Source organism: Sulfurivermis fontis, from assembly GCF_004001245.1.
Taxonomy (GTDB): Bacteria; Pseudomonadota; Gammaproteobacteria; order Thiohalomonadales; family Thiohalomonadaceae; genus Sulfurivermis; species Sulfurivermis fontis.
This window is the reverse complement of record NZ_AP018724.1, coordinates 2,610,781-2,626,484: the sequence shown is the minus strand read 5'-3', so window position 1 is coordinate 2,626,484 and position 15,704 is coordinate 2,610,781. Positions and strand designations below refer to the sequence as shown.

The window sequence follows — 15,704 nt, the reverse complement described above, 5'->3', positions numbered from 1 at the left end:
TGGGCGCATGACCAATCTTCGTCTGGCACTGCGCGCCCGGCTCGATCGCCTGAGCGAGCGCCTCGCCGCCATGGAGGCGCTGCCGCAACTGGCGGCGCTGGGGCTGCTGAGCGGCCTGCTGGCCGGTGCGGTGATCATCGCGTTTCGTCTGGTCATCCATCTGGGCCAGGTGGCCTGGCTGCCGGAGGGGCAGGCGGAGTCATTCGAAACGGTCGAGCCGTGGCTGCGTCTGGCGGTGGCGACGGCGGGCGGCCTCGTGGTCGGCCTGTTGTTGCAGGCCTTGCCGCCGGCGCAGCGCATGGTCGGTGTGGTGCATGTGATGGAGCGGCTGAGCTATCACCAGGGCCATCTGCCGCTGCGCAATCTGCTGACGCAGTTCGTCGGCGCGGCGATCTGTCTGGTGAGCGGCCATTCGGTGGGCCGCGAGGGACCGAGTATCCATCTCGGCGCCGCCGCCGGCAGCCAGGTGGGGCGGCGCCTCGGCCTGCCCAACAACAGCATCCGCACCCTGGTGGCCTGCGGCACGGCGGCGGCGATCGCCGCCTCGTTCAACACACCCATCGCCGGGGTCATCTTCGCCATGGAGGTGGTGATGATGGAGTACACCATCGCCGGCTTCACGCCGGTGATCCTGGCGGCGGTGAGCGGCGCGGTACTGACCCGCGCGGTGTTCGGCGATGCCACCGCCTTCAGCGTGCCGGCGCTGGAGATGCATTCGTTGTGGGAGTTGCCCTGGCTGGTGGTGATCGGCCTGGTGCTGGGCACGCTGTCGGCGGCCTTCATCCGCCTGCTGCGCGCGAGTTCCGCCGCGTTGCCCAAGGTGCCGCTGTGGCTGCGCACCACCCTGGCCGGTGCCATCGTCGGGCTGCTGGCGCTGGCGGTGCCGCAGATCATGGGCGTGGGCTACGACACCATGAATGCAATGCTGCTGGGCGAGGTGGGGCTGGGCCTGCTGCTGGCCATCGCCGTGTTCAAGTTGCTGGCGACCACGCTGGGCCTGGGGCTGGGCCTACCCGGCGGCCTCATCGGTCCGACCCTGGTGATCGGCGCCGCCGCCGGCGGGGCGCTCGGCGTGCTGGGCGGCTTGCTCAATCCGGGGCAGGCATCCTCGCCGGGGTTCTATGCCATGGTGGGCATGGGGGCAATGATGAGCGCCACCTTGCAGGCGCCGCTGGCGGCGCTGATGGCGATGCTGGAGCTGACCGGCAACCCCAACATCATCCTGCCCGGCATGCTGGCGGTGGTGATCGCCAATCTGGTGGCGCGCGAGGTGTTCCGGCAGGAGTCCATCTATCTCGCGCTGATGCGCGCCCGCGGCCTCGACTACCGCAACGACCCGGTGGCGCAGTCGCTGCGCCGCGTCGGTGTCGCCGCGGTGATGGAGCGCAGCTTCGCCGAATGCGCGCCGCAGTTGGAGCGGGCGGCGGCGGAGCGGCTGCTGGCGGAGAATCCGCGCTGGCTGCTGGTGCGCGACGAGGAGCGGCCGCTGACCCTGCTGCCCGCCGCCGATCTGGCGCACGCCCTGAGCGAAAGCGAAGCGCCAGTCCTGGACCTGATGGCCATCCCGGCGCGGCGCCGCGACCTGGCGCCGATCCATCTGCAGGCCACCCTGCAGGAGGCGCTGGAAACTCTGCAATCCACCCGAGCCGAGGTGCTCTACGTGCAGCGCACCACGGCCCCCTTCATCCAGCGCATCTACGGCGTGCTGACGCGGGAGGCGGTGGAGGAAAACTACCGTTATCGCTGACAGTGCTATGGCGGATTGCTGAAAACGCCTTCTCGCTCCGGAACGAAACGGTTTTTCAGCAACCGGTTACCCCTCCGTTTTTGGGCTCTTCCCCGTATCGAGTGGGTAGCTTACCCTGTTGAGTCATGAGAGACATAGACCTATACGCCCAGATTCTTGGCTTACGGTCGCCGTGGAAGGTGGCCGATGTGCAGTTGCTGCGTGATGCCGAGGAGGTTCGGATTCACGTGGTCCCGGAGCCGGGAGTGACGTGGAGCTGTCCGCACTGTGGACGCCCCAGCCCCGGCTACGACAGCAGGCGTCGGCAATGGCGCCATCTGGACACCTGCCAGTACAAGACGGTGCTGGAAGCGGACGTGCCGCGGGTGCAATGTGCAGAGCACGGGGTGGTCACGGTGGCGGTCCCGTGGGCAGAACCGGGTTCGGGTTTCACGGCGCTGTTCGAGGCGCTGCTCATTGACTGGCTGAAGGAGGCGAGCACGCAGGCGGTGGCGCGACAATTGAAGCTGAGTTGGGGCGCCATCGACAGAGTGATGCAGCGCGCGGTGAAGCGCGGGCTGTCCCGACGTGAGAGCCAAGCGCCGGAATACTTGAGCGTGGACGAGACCGCCTTCGCCCGGCGCCACGAGTACGTGACCGTGGTGACTGACCAGGAACGTGGCGTCGTGCTGCACGTGGCGGACGACCGCAAGACGGAGAGCCTGTCGGCCTACTATGCCGGGCTGAGTGATGAGCAGAAGGCCAACATCAAGGCGGTGGCGATGGACATGTGGCCGGCCTATATCAGCGCCACGGAGGCGCACATCCCACAGGCGCGGGAGAAAATCGCCTTCGACAAGTTTCATGTCGCCAAGTACCTGAATGATGCGGTGGACAAGGTACGGCGACAGGAGCATCGCTCCCTGTTGGCCGTGGGCGAGGACTGCCTCAAGGGCAGCAAATATGACTGGCTCACCAACCCGGCCAACATGACGCGTGCGCAGCAGAACCGCTTTCGTGCACTGCGCGATGGCAGCCTGAAAACGGCGCGGGCCTGGGCCATCAAGGAATTCGCCATGGGCCTGTGGCACTACGACAGCCGCACCTGGGCGGCCAAGGGCTGGACGCGCTGGCTGTCTTGGGCTGTACGCAGCCGACTGGAGCCGGTGAAGAAAACCGCCGCAACGATCAAGAAGCACCTGTGGGGCATCATCAATGCCGTGGTGTTGAAGGTACACAATGGCCATGCCGAAAGCATCAACAGCCGCATCCAGCACATGAAGAGCCGGGCGCGGGGGTTCCGCAATCGGGAGCGTTTCCGTACTGCCATCTACTTCCATCTCGGCGGCCTTGACCTATACCCCGCTCAGATGAGAAATCGGTGATTCAACCCACTCGATCAGGTGATGACCCCGTTTTTGATCTGACGCAACGATGCCGATGCGCCATTCGGCTAGTGCGTGCGCCCTGTTCCATGCGACGACATCATCTATGGAAGCTCTGAATAAGTTCAGAGCTTCCGCGGCACAGGGATGTGCCGCCATTTTTCAACGACGATAAGTCGTTGAAAAATGAAGCCAAGCGAAAATCACACTTTTCGCTTGGCGTGGTTTTGTCCACGGATGGACTTATGTCGCGCAGCCCAGGGAGGGGCGGGAGCGACCTGAGAAGTCAAGGATGGACTTATTCAGACCTTCCCTATATTTCATGCAGCAGCGCGTTGCCGCAGCCGCCTGCCGGGCAGGTTCATTTCGGTTCCGTCGGCAAGATAAGCATGAATCCCCTAGGCAGCGCCGTCATAACGGCGTACAACTGTGTAACGACCAGGAGTCCGGGTGGTCGTGTGCGCTGGAGAGCGGAGTTTGGTCAGGGAAAGACGCATGTCGCTATTTCACGGTATTTCGCCCATGCCACGTTCTGTCGTGTTCACCCTGCTGTTCGGTGCACTGCTGTCTGCTGCACTGTTTGCGGGCGTGCGCCGATATGAAATGCAGGAGGCGAGGTTCAATTTCGAGCGCCATGCCGCCAGCCTGCTGGAGAGCATGCAGCGCCAGATGGACCTGGCGGTGGAGATGGTGGATAGTTTCGGCGCGCTGTATGACGCCTCGGATGAGGTCAGCCACGCTGAGTTCGCCCGCTTTGCCGAGGCGCGCCTGAACCGTCATGGCGAGATCCAGGCGCTGATCTGGGTGCCGCGGGTGACGGCCGCGGAGCGGGCGGCGCATGAGCGCGGGATGCAGGCCGAAGGATTTGCCGACTACCGAATCCGCAAAATCGCCAATGGTGATCTGCTGCCGGCAGACGAGAGTGAAGTCTATTTCCCCGTGCAATTCGCCGCACCGCTGGAGGGCAATCGCGGCGCCCTCGGCATCGATCTCGCCTCGCACGCGTTGCGGCGCCTGGCGATGGAAGCCGCGCGCGACAGCGGCACCCTGGTGGCCACGCCGATGCTGGCGCTGTTGCAGCCTGCCTACGAGCGGCAGGGTTTTCTGATCTTCCGTCCGGTGTATCAGTCCGTGCCGGAACCCGGGGACGTGGTGGCGCGGCGCCTGGCACTGCGCGGCTATGTGGCAGGGGTGTTCCGCATTGCCGAGCTGATGGCGGCGGTGCAACGCGCGGCGGGCACCGAATACCTGGCCTTCGAGCTGTTCGATGCACGCAACGGCCGGCCGCTGTTCCAGTCCTTGCAACCGGCCGAAACGACGGCACCGTTGCGTTGGCAGGGTGAGCTGGTGTTGCCGGGGCGGAGCTGGCGCGTGGTGTTCAATCCCGGCGCGGGCCATGGTATCGGCCACCCCATGCTGGCATGGTGGGCCCTGGGGCTCGGCGTTCTGTTTACCCTGTTGCTCGGCTACCACCTGTACAGCCAGGCGCTGCGGGCACGGCGTCTGGAGGAGGCCAATCAGGCCCTTGAGCTCAGCCGCGAGCTGATCGAGCATGCCCATCACGAATGGATGGATGCCTTCGATGCCGTGTCCGACCCCATCTTCCTGCACGATGCTGACGGGCGCGTGATGCGCGCCAATCGCGCCTATGCCGACTGTGCCGGCGTTGACTTCGCCGATATCATCGGCCGCTTTTATTGGGAAGTCTTTCCTCTTGATTCCGGCCCGGCCCAGGCCTGCGTGCTGGCGCGTCAGGAGGTGCGCCAGATGGAGGAAGAGGTGGTGGCGGGCAATGGCCATGTCTATGCCGCGCGCTTTTTCGCCATCCGCAACGACGCCGGCGATTACCGCTACTCCATACACATCCTGCGCGACGTGACCGAGCAGTGTGCCATGGCGCGGCGCGTGGAGGAGGAGCGCGGGCGCGCCCAGCGCTATCTCGATGTGGCGGCTGTGATGTTGCTGGCGCTGGATACCGAGGGGCGCATCACGCTCATCAACCGCAAGGGTTGCGAGATACTGGGTTACGACGAGCAGGAGTTGCTGGGCCAGAGCTGGCTGGACAAATTCGTGTCGCAGCCGGGGCATGCCCAGGTGCGCGCCATATTCGCGGACATCCTTGCCGACAAGTCGCATCCCTATGTCGAGAGCTGGATCGTGCGGCGCAGCGGTGAGCAGCGGCTCATCGCCTGGCACAACACCGTGCTGCGCGATGCCGACGGCAAAATCACCGGCACATTGTCATCCGGCATGGACATCACCGAGCGCCATCGCCTGGAGGAGGCGCTGCGTGAGTCACAGTCACGCCTGCAGACCGTATTCGACACGGCGCGCGACGGTATCCTCGTCGCCGAACTGGCCACGCAACGATTCGTGCTGGCCAACAAGGCGATGGCGGAAATGCTCGGTTACACCGAGGCCGAGCTGTACTGGCTCAAGGTCGAGGATATCCATCCCGCAGATCAACTGCCGCAGGTTCAGGATACATTTGCCCGACAGGTGCGCGGCGAGATGGCGGTTGCCCGCGATGTGCCATTGCTGCGCCATGATGGCCGCGTCATATATGCCGACGTGAGTGCTGCTCCGGTGGAACTGGATGGTCGCCGATGTCTGCTCGGGCTGTTTCACGATACCAGCGAGCGCCGGGCCATCGAGGCCAGGCTGGCGGCCAGCGAGGAACAATTGGCGCTGGCCCTGCAGGGCAGCAGCGACGGCCTGTGGGACTGGAATGTGGCGACCGGCAAGGTGTTTTACTCCACGCGTTGGAAAACCATGCTGGGTTACCACGACGATGAGATTGGTGACGGTACCGGCGAGTGGCGCCGCCTCGTCCATCCGGATGACCTGCCTGCCGCCGAGGCGGCGATTGATGGTGTGCTGGGCGGGGAGGACGACAAGCTGCAATTCGAGGTGCGCATGCGTCACAAGGACGGCCACTGGGTGTGGATCCAGAGCCGTGGCCATGTGGTGCGCGATGCCTCCGGCAAGGCGCTGCGCCTGGTCGGCACCCATGAGGATGTGACCGGGCGGCGGGTCGCGGAGGAGCGCGTGCAGGAGCTGGCCTATCAGTTGCAGGAGCGGCTCAAGGAAAGCCGCTGCCTGTACCGCGTGGCGCAGCTGGCGGAGGAGACCGAAACGCCGTTGCCCGAACTGTTGCAGCGCGCCGTGAACTACCTGCCCGAGGCCTGGCAATACCCGGAACTGACCACGGCGCGTATCCGCTATCAGGGGCAGGACTATCTTTCACCCGGTTTCACCGCCGGCCCCGCGTCGCTGGCGGCCCTGATCATGGTCGGCCCGCTGGAGGTGGGCAGTGTCGAGGTGTTCTATACCCAGGCCCTGCCGGAGCTGGACGAGGGGCCCTTCTTCAAGGAGGAGCGCGAGCTGATCGAGGCGATTGCCGACCAGCTGGGCCAGATCATCGGCCTGCGCATCCACCAGCAGACGCTGAATCGCCTCAACCGCGTGTTGCGTACCCTCAACCTGAGCAACCGGGCCTTGGTGTACACCTCCGATGAGCGGGACTTCGAGCAGGAGATCTGTGCGGTGCTGGTACGGGAGGCCGGCTATCGCTCCGTCTGGATCGGGTCGCGCGATGTCGATGGTGTGCTCCATACCCTGGCCTGGGATGGTGAACAGAACATGGTGGCCGACAACCTGCCATGCACGGCGCACGATGCGGTCAGCCGGCTGATCTGCACTGCGCTGGATCGCGGCGAGCTGCAGCGCGACACGCTGCGTGTCGGCGAGGATTGTCCGCTGTGTCAGCGCAGCGGCGACGACAGCAGCGCGATCGCCCTGCCGATGATCAGTGGTGAAGAATCCCTCGGTGTCCTGTTCGTTTGTTCCGGCCAGACCGAGCCGTGGGCGCCGGCGGAGGTGGAATTGTTGCAGGAACTGGCGGACGACCTCGCCTACGGTATCCGCATGCGCCGTACCACCGGCGAGCGCGATCGCGCCCAGGCCGAACTGGCGCGCATCCTGATCAAGACGGTGAGCGTGATCGCGCTGACGGTGGAGAAGCGCGATCCCTATACCGCCGGTCACATGCAGCGTGTCGCCGAGCTGGCCATGGCCATTGGTCATGGCATGAACCTGGACGAGGGCACCATCACCGGTCTGCAGATGGGGGCGCTGATCCATGATATCGGCAAGATCTACATCCCGGCCGAGATCCTCAACCGCCCCGGCCGCCTGGCGCCGGTGGAGTTCGATCTGATCAAGACTCATCCCCAGGTGGGTTACGACATCGTCAAGGAAATCGATTTTCCGTGGCCGGTGGCGGAGATGATTCTGCAACATCATGAGCGTATCGATGGCTCCGGCTATCCCAACGGGCTGCGCGGCAATGCCATCGGTGTCGAGGCGCGCATCCTCGCCGTGGCCGACGTGGTCGAGGCGATGGCCTCGCATCGCCCCTATCGCGCCTCATTGCCGCTGCAGGCGGCACTGGACGAGATCGAGCAGCACCAGGGCAGCCGCTACGATCCGGCCGTGGTGCAGGTATGTCTGCGCCTGTTCCGCGAACAGGGCTTTACCTGGCGCGGAGAGGAGGCGTAGGAGCCAATTCCGTGGGCGAATGCGGCTTCTGCATGACGGTGCCTACCCCACCATCAGATAATCCCGTCCCCGCTCATATCCCAGCGTCTGCAACTGTGCGGCGATGATCTCGCGCGCGCCGTGGTTGGTGACGTAGCTGAGCACGAAGGGCTTGCTCTTCTGCGCCAGCCACTGCAGCGGATGCACCGGCACGCCATGTACCGTGTTGCCGATCTTGCGCGGGTCGATATCGATCCAGGCGACCGGCTGGAAGCCATAATCCAGCAGCAGCTGCGCCCGCTGCCGCGTGCGCCGGCCGGCACCGCAGATCGCCAGCGGCCGGCCGGACTGCAGGCGCGGGTCGCGGGCGAGGAATTCCGTGCGCAAGCGGGCGAAGGCCTCGCGGCTGTAGCGCGGATCGGTGCGCGTGAGGCGGCCGCCGCTTTCGCGCCAGTGCAGCAGTATCGCGGGCACTTTCGCCATGGCGTGGCCGGCGTGGTGCAGGCGCAGCAGCAGGTCGTAGTCCTCCGGAAAGGGACCGTCGCGGTAGCCGCCCAGGGCCAGGACGGCGTCGCGGCGAAACATCAGCGAGGGGTGGGCGATGGGTAGCTCGACGTAGATCTCGTCGGCGATGTCCTGCGCCGACAGGCAGGCGTTCTGCCAGCGGATGTATTCGTGGAAGCCGCCCTGGATCTGTTCTTCCGGGAACAGTCGCACCTGGCTGCCGACGGCCGCCAGGTGCGGCTGTGCACACAGCAGTTCGTATTGCCGCGCCAGCCGCTCCGGCGCCATCACATCATCGGCATCCATGCGCGCCACGATAGCGGCACGCGCCGCCGCCAGCGCGCTGTTCATGGCGCCGACCACACCCTGGCGACCGGGTTGCAGCAGACGGATGCGGTGATCTTGCATGGCATGGATACGCACGATCTCCGCCGACGCATCGCTGCTGCCGTCGTCCACGGCGATCAGCTCGTAGTCGGTGAAGGTCTGCTGCCGGATCGAGTGCAGGGTTTCGTCCAGCGTGGCTGCGGCGTTGTAGAAGGGCAGCAGGACGGAGATGCGGGGAGCGGACATGGTGGTACATGATAACCCGGCGCTACCGGATGGTGGATGGTGCGTGATGTGGCTCGCGCAGGAGCGAATCGTATTCGCGAAGGGGTGGCACCGCTCATTGCCTTTGTGTGAATACGATTCGCTACGCAGGGTGTTGCAGCAGGCCGCGGATCTCGGCGACGCAGGAGCCGCAGCCGGTGCCGGCGCGCGTGATCTCGCCGATGGCCTCGACGGATTGGGCGCCGGCATCGATGGCGGCGCGGATGGCGCCGGCGCGCACGCCGTGACAGGCACAGACCACCGCTCCGCCCGTGGCCATGCCCTGCGGGGCGCGGCCGGTGAGCAGGTTGTGGCGCTGCTGCGCATCCAGCGCGTCGGCGGCGAACAGCGATTCCAGCCAGGCGCTGTCGGGCAGTTCCCCGGTCGGGGTGATGAACAGGCAGCTGTCGAGGCGGCCCTGCGCCAGGCGCGCGGCGCGATAGCGGCCACCGGCCTGATCCTGATATTCGATCCAGTCGGGGTCACTCTCCGGCACGCAGAGGAGCTGGCGGGCGAACACCGGCCAATTCTGCGGTGTGTCTGTTCCGGCCAGACGATAACGCCAGGCGCCGGCGATGCGGCTGACGCTCCAGTAGGCGCTGTGCGGTTGCAGGCGCCGCCGCGACAGCAGCAGGCCGTGCCAGACTGCCGGCAGGGGAGCGATGGCGGCGATGGCGTGCTTGGATTCCGGCTGTCCCGAGTGGGGATCGGTATGGGCGGCAACCAGTGCGTTGATGCGACCCTGCGCGGTGTAGCGATCATTCCAGTGCATGGGGGCGAACAGCTCGCCCGGCCGCTGCCCCTCGCTGATGGCGGCGCGCATGACGACGCGGCCGTGGGCGTTGGCGAGCTGCACCAAGGCGCCGTCGTCGATGCCGTGGTGCCGCGCATCCTGCGGATGCAGCAGGACGCAGGGTTCGGGGTCGTGCGTGGACAGGCGCGCTGATTTGCCGGTGCGGGTCATGGTGTGCCACTGGTCGCGCAGGCGGCCGGTGTTGAGGCGCAGCGGTGACTGCGCATCGGGTGCGGCGCGCGGCGGTTGCGGAGTGACGGCGATGAAGCGGGCGCGGCCGTCGGCGGTGTGGAAACGGCCGTCGCCATACAGGCGCGGTGTGCCCTGCGGCGCCTGCGCGGTCACCGGCCATTGCAGCGGTGCCAGGGTGTCGTAGCCGGCATCGTCGAGGTTGCCGAGGGCGCCGATGTCGAAGGCGCGCTCGCCCGCATTCTCGAAACCGGACAGCGCCGCATGCTCACGGAAGATTGCCGCGGCACTGTTCCAGGCGAAGGCATCGGCGTAGCCAAGGCGCTGTGCCACCTGCGCCACGATCCACCAGTCGGGCCGCGCCGCGCCGGGGGCGGGCAGGAAGGCGCGCTGGCGCGAGATGCGCCGTTCGGAATTGGTCACGGTGCCGTCCTTCTCGCCCCAGGCCAGCGCCGGCAGGCGGATATGCGCCAGGCGCACGGTGTCCGTGTCGGCCATGCAGTCGGAGACGATTACCAGCGGACAGCGTTCCAGTGCGGCACGCACGCGATCCGCCTCGGGCAGGCTCACCACCGGATTGGTGCCCATGATCCAGATGGCCTTGACCGTGCCCAGCTCCACGGCGCGGAACAGATCCACGGCCTTGAGCCCGGCGCGTTCGGCGATACGCGGCGACTGCCAGAAGCGCTGCACGCGTTCGCGTGCCTGCGCATCCTCGATGCTCATGTGCGCGGCAAGCTGGTTGGCCAGGCCGCCCACCTCGCGCCCGCCCATGGCGTTGGGCTGGCCGGTGAAGGAGAACGGTCCCATGCCGGGGCGGCCGATGCGGCCGGTGAGCAGGTGACAGTTGATGATGGCGTTGACCTTGTCGGTGCCGCTGGACGACTGGTTGATGCCCTGCGAGTAGACGGTGACGACGCGTTCGGTGCGCGCAAACAGGCGGAAGAATTCGCGCACTGCAGTGGGCTCGAGCGCGCACTGCGTGGCCACCGTCTCGACGTCCGGGCTGCTTTGCTGCGCGGCGTGCAGCGCGTCCGCCAGGCCGTGGGTGTGGTGGGCGGTGAACAGGGTGTTTTCTTCGCCCTGCGCGTGCAGGTAAGCGAGCAGGCCGTTGAACAGCGCGGCATCCGAGCCCGGCGTCAGCGCCAGGTGCAGGTCGGCGCCATCGACACTGGCGGTGCGGCGCGGATCGATCACCACCAGTTGCAGGTCCGGGTTGTCGCGCCGCGCCCTGGCGATGCGCTGGTACAGCACCGGGTGGCACCACGCCGCGTTGGAGCCGACCAGCACGATGAGCTTGGCGCGCTCCAGGTCTTCATAGCTGCACGGCACGCTGTCGCTGCCGAAGGCGCGTTTGTGGCCGGCGACACTGGATGCCATGCACAGGCGTGAGTTGGTGTCGATGTTGGCACTGCCGAGGTAGCCCTTCATCAGTTTGTTGGCGACGTAATAATCCTCGCTGAGCAACTGGCCGGAGACATAGAAGGCCACGGCATCGGGGCCATGGTTTGCGATGGTCTGACGCAGGCCATCGGCCACGGCGTCCAGGGCCCGCCCCCAGTCGACGGCTTTGCCGTCGACCTCGGGCTGCAGCAGGCGGCCGTCCAGGTCGAGGGTTTCATTCAGCGCGGCCCCTTTGGAGCACAGCCGGCCATAGTTGGCCGGATGCTCCGGGTCGCCCTTGATCGACAGCGTGTTGTCGCCGGCCTCGACGATCAGGCCGCAGCCGGTACCGCAATAGGGGCAGGTGGTCTTGATGGGCATGTCAAGGGCCTTCACCGCAAAGGGGAGTAAGATTTGCGTCGGCTCATGCGGCGTTGACCTGACCTGCGCCATTCAGATCGAGCAATACCCTGCCGTCCTCCACGCGTACCGCGTAGCGCCGTGCGCAACCCTTGTCCGGCGCCGCCGCCTCGCCGCTTTCCAGGCTGATCTTCCAGTTGTGCAGCGGGCAGGCGACATAGTGGTCGAACACGATGCCTTCGGCCAGCGGACCGCCCTTGTGCGGGCAGCGGTTGGCGAGGGCAAGGACCGCGTCGCTCGCGGCACGGAACACGGCGATCTCGCCAGCGGTGGTCTGCACCACGCGCGCGCCCCGGCGCGGGATGTCTTCCAGTGTGCCGATGGTGATCCAGTTGCTCATGATCGTTTCCTCACTTGTTGGTTGTGGTCGGGTCAGGCCGCGCTGACCCGGCCTGCATCGGGTTTGCGCAGCGGCGCGAATTCACTGCGCCGCATCTCCGTGGTGCGCTCCGCCCATGGATCGTTCTGAGCGATGCGCTGCGACTCGACGAAGCGCTGGTACAGCGCGGCGCGGTTGGCGGCGTCCTCCACCATCTGTTGTTTCACGTAGTCGAGGCCGACGCGCTCGATCCACGGCGCGGTGCGTTCCAGGTAGCGCGCCTGTTCGCGGTAGAGCTGCATGAAGGCGCCGCAGTATTCGAGTACCTCCTGCGGCGTCTTCACCCGGCACAGCAGGTCGGTGACGCGCACCTTGACGCCGCCGTTGCCGCCGACGTGCAGTTCCCAGCCGGAATCCACCGCCACCACACCGAAGTCCTTGATGGTCGCCTCGGCGCAGTTGCGCGGGCAGCCGGACACCGCCATCTTGAACTTGTGTGGCGTCCACGAGCCCCAGGTGAACTTCTCCAGGTCGATGCCCATCTGCACCGAGTCCTGCGTGCCGAAGCGGCAGAACTGTGCACCGATGCAGGTTTTCACCGTGCGCAGCGCCTTGCCGTAGGCGTGGCCCGATATCAGGCCGGCGGCGTTGAGGTCGGCCCATATGGCTGGCAGCTGTTCCTTCTGCACGCCGACCAGGTCGATGCGCTGGCCGCCGGTGATCTTCACCATCGGTACCTGATACTTTTCCGCCGCGTCGGCGATGGCGCGCAGTTCCGCCGGGGTGGTGACGCCGCCCCAGATGCGCGGCACCACGGTGTAGCTGCGATCCTTCTGGATGTTGGCGTGCAGGCGCTCGTTGACGAAGCGCGAACGGTCGTCGTCTTTGGCCTCCGCGGGCCAGGTGCTGATCAGGTAGTAGTTGAGCGCCGGGCGGCAGGTGGGGCAGCCGTCGGTGTTGTGCCAGTCCAGCTCGCGCATCACCTGCGCGATGGAGGTGAGGTGGCGTGCGCGGATCGCCTCGCGCACTGCGTCATGAGAGTGCTCGGTGCAGGGGCACAGCGGCTTCTGCTGATCGGCCGGTGCCGCATCGGAGCCCACCACCGAGGCGAGGATCTGCTCCACCAGTCCGGTGCAGCCGCCGCATGAGGCGGAAGCCTTGGTGTGGGCGCGCACCTCGTCCAGGGTGAACAGGCCCTTGCTGCGGATGGCGCGGACGATATCGCCCTTGGTGACGCCGTTGCAGCCGCACACCTCGGCGCTGTCGGCCATCATGGCCACCGGCGAGTGCTGGCCGTGGCCGGCATCGCCCAGGTGGGCCTGGCCGAACAGCAGCGAGTCGCGGAAGGCGGAGACATCGGCGCCGTCGCGCATGAGCTGGAAGTACCAGGCGCCATCCAGGGTGTTACCGTACAGCACGGCGCCCCGGATGCGGTTGTCCTGCAGCACCACCTTCTTGTAGATGCCGGCGCCGGGATCGCGGTAGACGATCTGTTCGCTGTCCGGTCCGCCGAGGAAGTCGCCGGCGGAGAACACGTCGACGCCGCTCACCTTGAGCTTGGTGGAGGTGACCGAGCCGACGTAGCGGCCGATGCCGAACTTGGCCAGATGATTGGCGCACACCTTGGCCTGCTCGAACAGCGGCGCCACCAGGCCGTAGGTCTGGCCGCGGTGCTGCGCGCATTCGCCCACGGCGTAGATGCGCGGGTCGTAGGTCTGCAGGGTGTCATTGACCACGATGCCGCGCTCGCAGTGCAGTCCTGCGGCCTTGGCCAGTTCGATGTCGGGCCGGATGCCGGCGGCCATCACCACCAGATCGGCGCTCACCTCGCGGCCGTCCTCGAACACGATGCCCTGCACGCGCTGTTTGCCGATGATCTCCTTGGTCTTTGCGCCCATCAGGAATTCGATGCCGCTCGACTCCAGTTCCCGTTGCAGCATCTGCCCGGCGACGGCGTCGAGCTGGCGCTCCATCAGCGTGTCGGCGAGGTGCACCACGCGCACCGTCATGCCACGCTTCACCAGACCGACGGCGGCCTCCAGGCCGAGCAGGCCGCCGCCGATTACCACCGCGTGGCGGTATTTCCGTGCGCAGTCCAGCATCACCTCCACGTCGGCGATGTCGCGGAAGCCGACCACGCCGGGCAGGCCGTGGCCCGGCACCGGAAGAATGAACGGTCTGGAACCGGTGGCGATGAGCAGGCGGTCGTAGGCAACCGCCATGCCGTCGGCAGCGATCACCTGGCGGTGCACGCGATCGATCCGGGTGGCCTTGCTGCCCGCGTACAGCGTGATGCCATGCTCGGCATACCACTCGGGCCGGTTGAGCAGGATGTCGTCGAATTGCGCCTCGCCGGAGAGCACCGGCGAGAGCAGGATGCGGTTGTAATTGCCGTGCGGCTCGGCGCCGAACACCGTGATGTCGTACAGCTCGGCATTGAGCTTGAGCAGCTCCTCCACCGTGCGCATGCCGGCCATGCCGTTGCCGATGACTACCAGTTTTTCTTTCATGGGGGCGATCTCCGTCGTCGGGGTCATGCCGAGGGCTGCAGCCGCGAGCCATCGGCCGGATTGAGGATGGCAAGCTCCGCCGGATTCACTTTCGTGTGCTGCACGGCGAAGCCCTGCAAATACTCCAGCGGCTGCGACGGATCGAACAGGCGGCCGTCGAGAAAGCGATCGGCGCCCATGGGCAGGCTGCGGGCGCCGTCATACAGCTTCCAGCCGCCTTCGTGGCGGCCCTCGTTCTTGTAGTCGCTGGCGGGACAGGGCAGTTCCAGATGCGCCGCCGCGGCGCGGTAGAGATCGGGGCGATAGACGGCACTGGCGACCGCCTGCAGGTCAATGGCGCGATCGAGCTGGCCCCAGCGCAGCATCTGGGTGAGGAACCAGATGGCATGCGACCGCCAGGGGAAGTTGGCGGCGTAGCGGTGGAACACGTTGAAGTCCGGCAGGGCGCGCGGCATCTCGTCCGGGGCGTACTGGAAGGTGCCGGTCATCGACATGCGCACCACATGCTCGGGGGCGTTGACGTGCACGCTGCGCGCGATCAGCGCCGCCGCGTCCACACGATGACGCGGATCGTCAAGCCAGCGGCAGGCCTCCAGCAATGCGCACAGCAGGGCACGGTGGGTGTTGGGGTACTGCTCGGCCCACTCCTGTGTCACGCCGAGCACCTTCTCCGGGCTGTTGTTCCAGATCTCATACTTGGTGATCAGCGTGCGGCCGATGCCGGCCTGCACCGCCTGCGCGTTCCACGGCTCGCCGACGCAATAGCCGTCGATCTCGCCCTGGGCCAGGCGGCCGGTCATCTGCGGCGGCGGCACCACCACCAGGCGCACGTCGTTGTCGGGGTCGATGCCGGCGGCGGCCATCCAGTAGCGCAGTTCATAGTTGTGGGTGGATTCGGGGAACACCATGGCGAAGGTGAGCGGCGGGCGGCCGGCCTGGCGTTCCGCATCGATCACCGCCTTGAGCGCCCGCGCGCTCAGCGGGCGTTCATTCATGGCGGCGACATCCGCCCGCTGCATGCGCTCGTACAGGGCGTTGGAAACGGTGATGGCATTGCCGTTGAGGTCGAGGGTGAGCGCCGTGACCATCGGTTTGTGCATCGGACCGAGCCCCAGGCTCATCGCCAGCGGCATCGGCGCCAGCATCTGTGCGCCGTCGAGGATGCCGAGCGCCACCTTGTCGCGGATATTGGCCCAGGAGGTTTCCTTCGACAGCGTGACATCGAGACCGTATTTGGCAAACCAGCCGTGCTCCTGCGCGACGATCAGCGGCGCGCAGTCGGTCAGCGGGATGAAGCCGAGGGTGAGGCTGGTCTTTTCCAGTGCGTTGCTTGCAAACATGGCGG

At 66.4% G+C, this 15,704-nt stretch carries 8 protein-coding genes; 3 read left to right on the top strand and 5 right to left on the bottom strand.

The window, feature by feature from the left end:
* The first annotated feature begins 7 nt into the window (after positions 1-7).
* The 3 genes from EP379_RS13130 (at position 8) to EP379_RS13120 (ending at position 7,671) form a co-directional block, all read left to right on the top strand.
* A complete protein-coding gene (locus EP379_RS13130; RefSeq protein WP_127478232.1) occupies positions 8-1,747 on the top strand; it encodes a chloride channel protein in 1,740 nt (579 codons plus the stop codon).
* Positions 1,748-1,872: 125 nt separating this feature from the next.
* Positions 1,873-3,111, top strand: a complete 1,239-nt coding sequence (locus EP379_RS13125; RefSeq protein WP_127477213.1) for an ISL3 family transposase — start codon at positions 1,873-1,875, stop codon at positions 3,109-3,111.
* Between the two features lie 522 nt (positions 3,112-3,633).
* Entirely contained in the window at positions 3,634-7,671 is a 4,038-nt protein-coding gene (locus EP379_RS13120; protein ID WP_172600486.1) for a PAS domain S-box protein, read from the top strand.
* A gap of 42 nt (positions 7,672-7,713) precedes the next feature.
* On the opposite strand, the gene EP379_RS13115 is transcribed toward EP379_RS13120, so the two are convergent.
* The 5 genes from EP379_RS13115 to EP379_RS13095 all read right to left on the bottom strand — a co-directional run bounded on the left by EP379_RS13115 (position 7,714) and on the right by EP379_RS13095 (position 15,699).
* Positions 7,714-8,727: a glycosyltransferase family 2 protein gene (locus EP379_RS13115; protein ID WP_127478230.1), complete on the bottom strand. Its 1,014-nt coding sequence runs from the start codon at positions 8,725-8,727 to the stop codon at positions 7,714-7,716.
* 121 nt (positions 8,728-8,848) lie between these two features.
* Positions 8,849-11,491 (bottom strand): nitrate reductase, encoded by a 2,643-nt coding sequence (locus tag EP379_RS13110; protein WP_127478229.1) that lies wholly within the window; start codon positions 11,489-11,491, stop codon positions 8,849-8,851.
* Between the two features lie 43 nt (positions 11,492-11,534).
* Positions 11,535-11,870, bottom strand: a complete 336-nt coding sequence (gene nirD / locus EP379_RS13105; RefSeq protein WP_127478228.1) for a nitrite reductase small subunit NirD — start codon at positions 11,868-11,870, stop codon at positions 11,535-11,537.
* Positions 11,871-11,902: 32 nt separating this feature from the next.
* A complete protein-coding gene (gene nirB, locus EP379_RS13100) occupies positions 11,903-14,359 on the bottom strand; it encodes a nitrite reductase large subunit NirB (RefSeq protein WP_127478227.1) in 2,457 nt (818 codons plus the stop codon).
* A 23-nt stretch (positions 14,360-14,382) separates the two neighbouring features.
* Entirely contained in the window at positions 14,383-15,699 is a 1,317-nt protein-coding gene (locus EP379_RS13095) for a CmpA/NrtA family ABC transporter substrate-binding protein (protein ID WP_127478226.1), read from the bottom strand.
* Between the last annotated feature and the right edge of the window lie 5 nt (positions 15,700-15,704).

What these genes read in the sequence shown, in the direction of transcription:
- EP379_RS13130 (WP_127478232.1), top strand. Translation starts at nt 8, where the DNA reads ATGACCAATCTTCGTCTGGCACTGCGCGCCCGGCTCGATCGCCTGAGC.
- EP379_RS13125 (WP_127477213.1), top strand. Translation starts at nt 1,873, where the DNA reads ATGAGAGACATAGACCTATACGCCCAGATTCTTGGCTTACGGTCGCCG.
- EP379_RS13120 (WP_172600486.1), top strand. Translation starts at nt 3,634, where the DNA reads ATGCCACGTTCTGTCGTGTTCACCCTGCTGTTCGGTGCACTGCTGTCT.
- EP379_RS13115 (WP_127478230.1), bottom strand. Translation starts at nt 8,727, where the DNA reads ATGTCCGCTCCCCGCATCTCCGTCCTGCTGCCCTTCTACAACGCCGCA.
- EP379_RS13110 (WP_127478229.1), bottom strand. Translation starts at nt 11,491, where the DNA reads ATGCCCATCAAGACCACCTGCCCCTATTGCGGTACCGGCTGCGGCCTG.
- nirD (WP_127478228.1), bottom strand. Translation starts at nt 11,870, where the DNA reads ATGAGCAACTGGATCACCATCGGCACACTGGAAGACATCCCGCGCCGG.
- nirB (WP_127478227.1), bottom strand. Translation starts at nt 14,359, where the DNA reads ATGAAAGAAAAACTGGTAGTCATCGGCAACGGCATGGCCGGCATGCGC.
- EP379_RS13095 (WP_127478226.1), bottom strand. Translation starts at nt 15,699, where the DNA reads ATGTTTGCAAGCAACGCACTGGAAAAGACCAGCCTCACCCTCGGCTTC.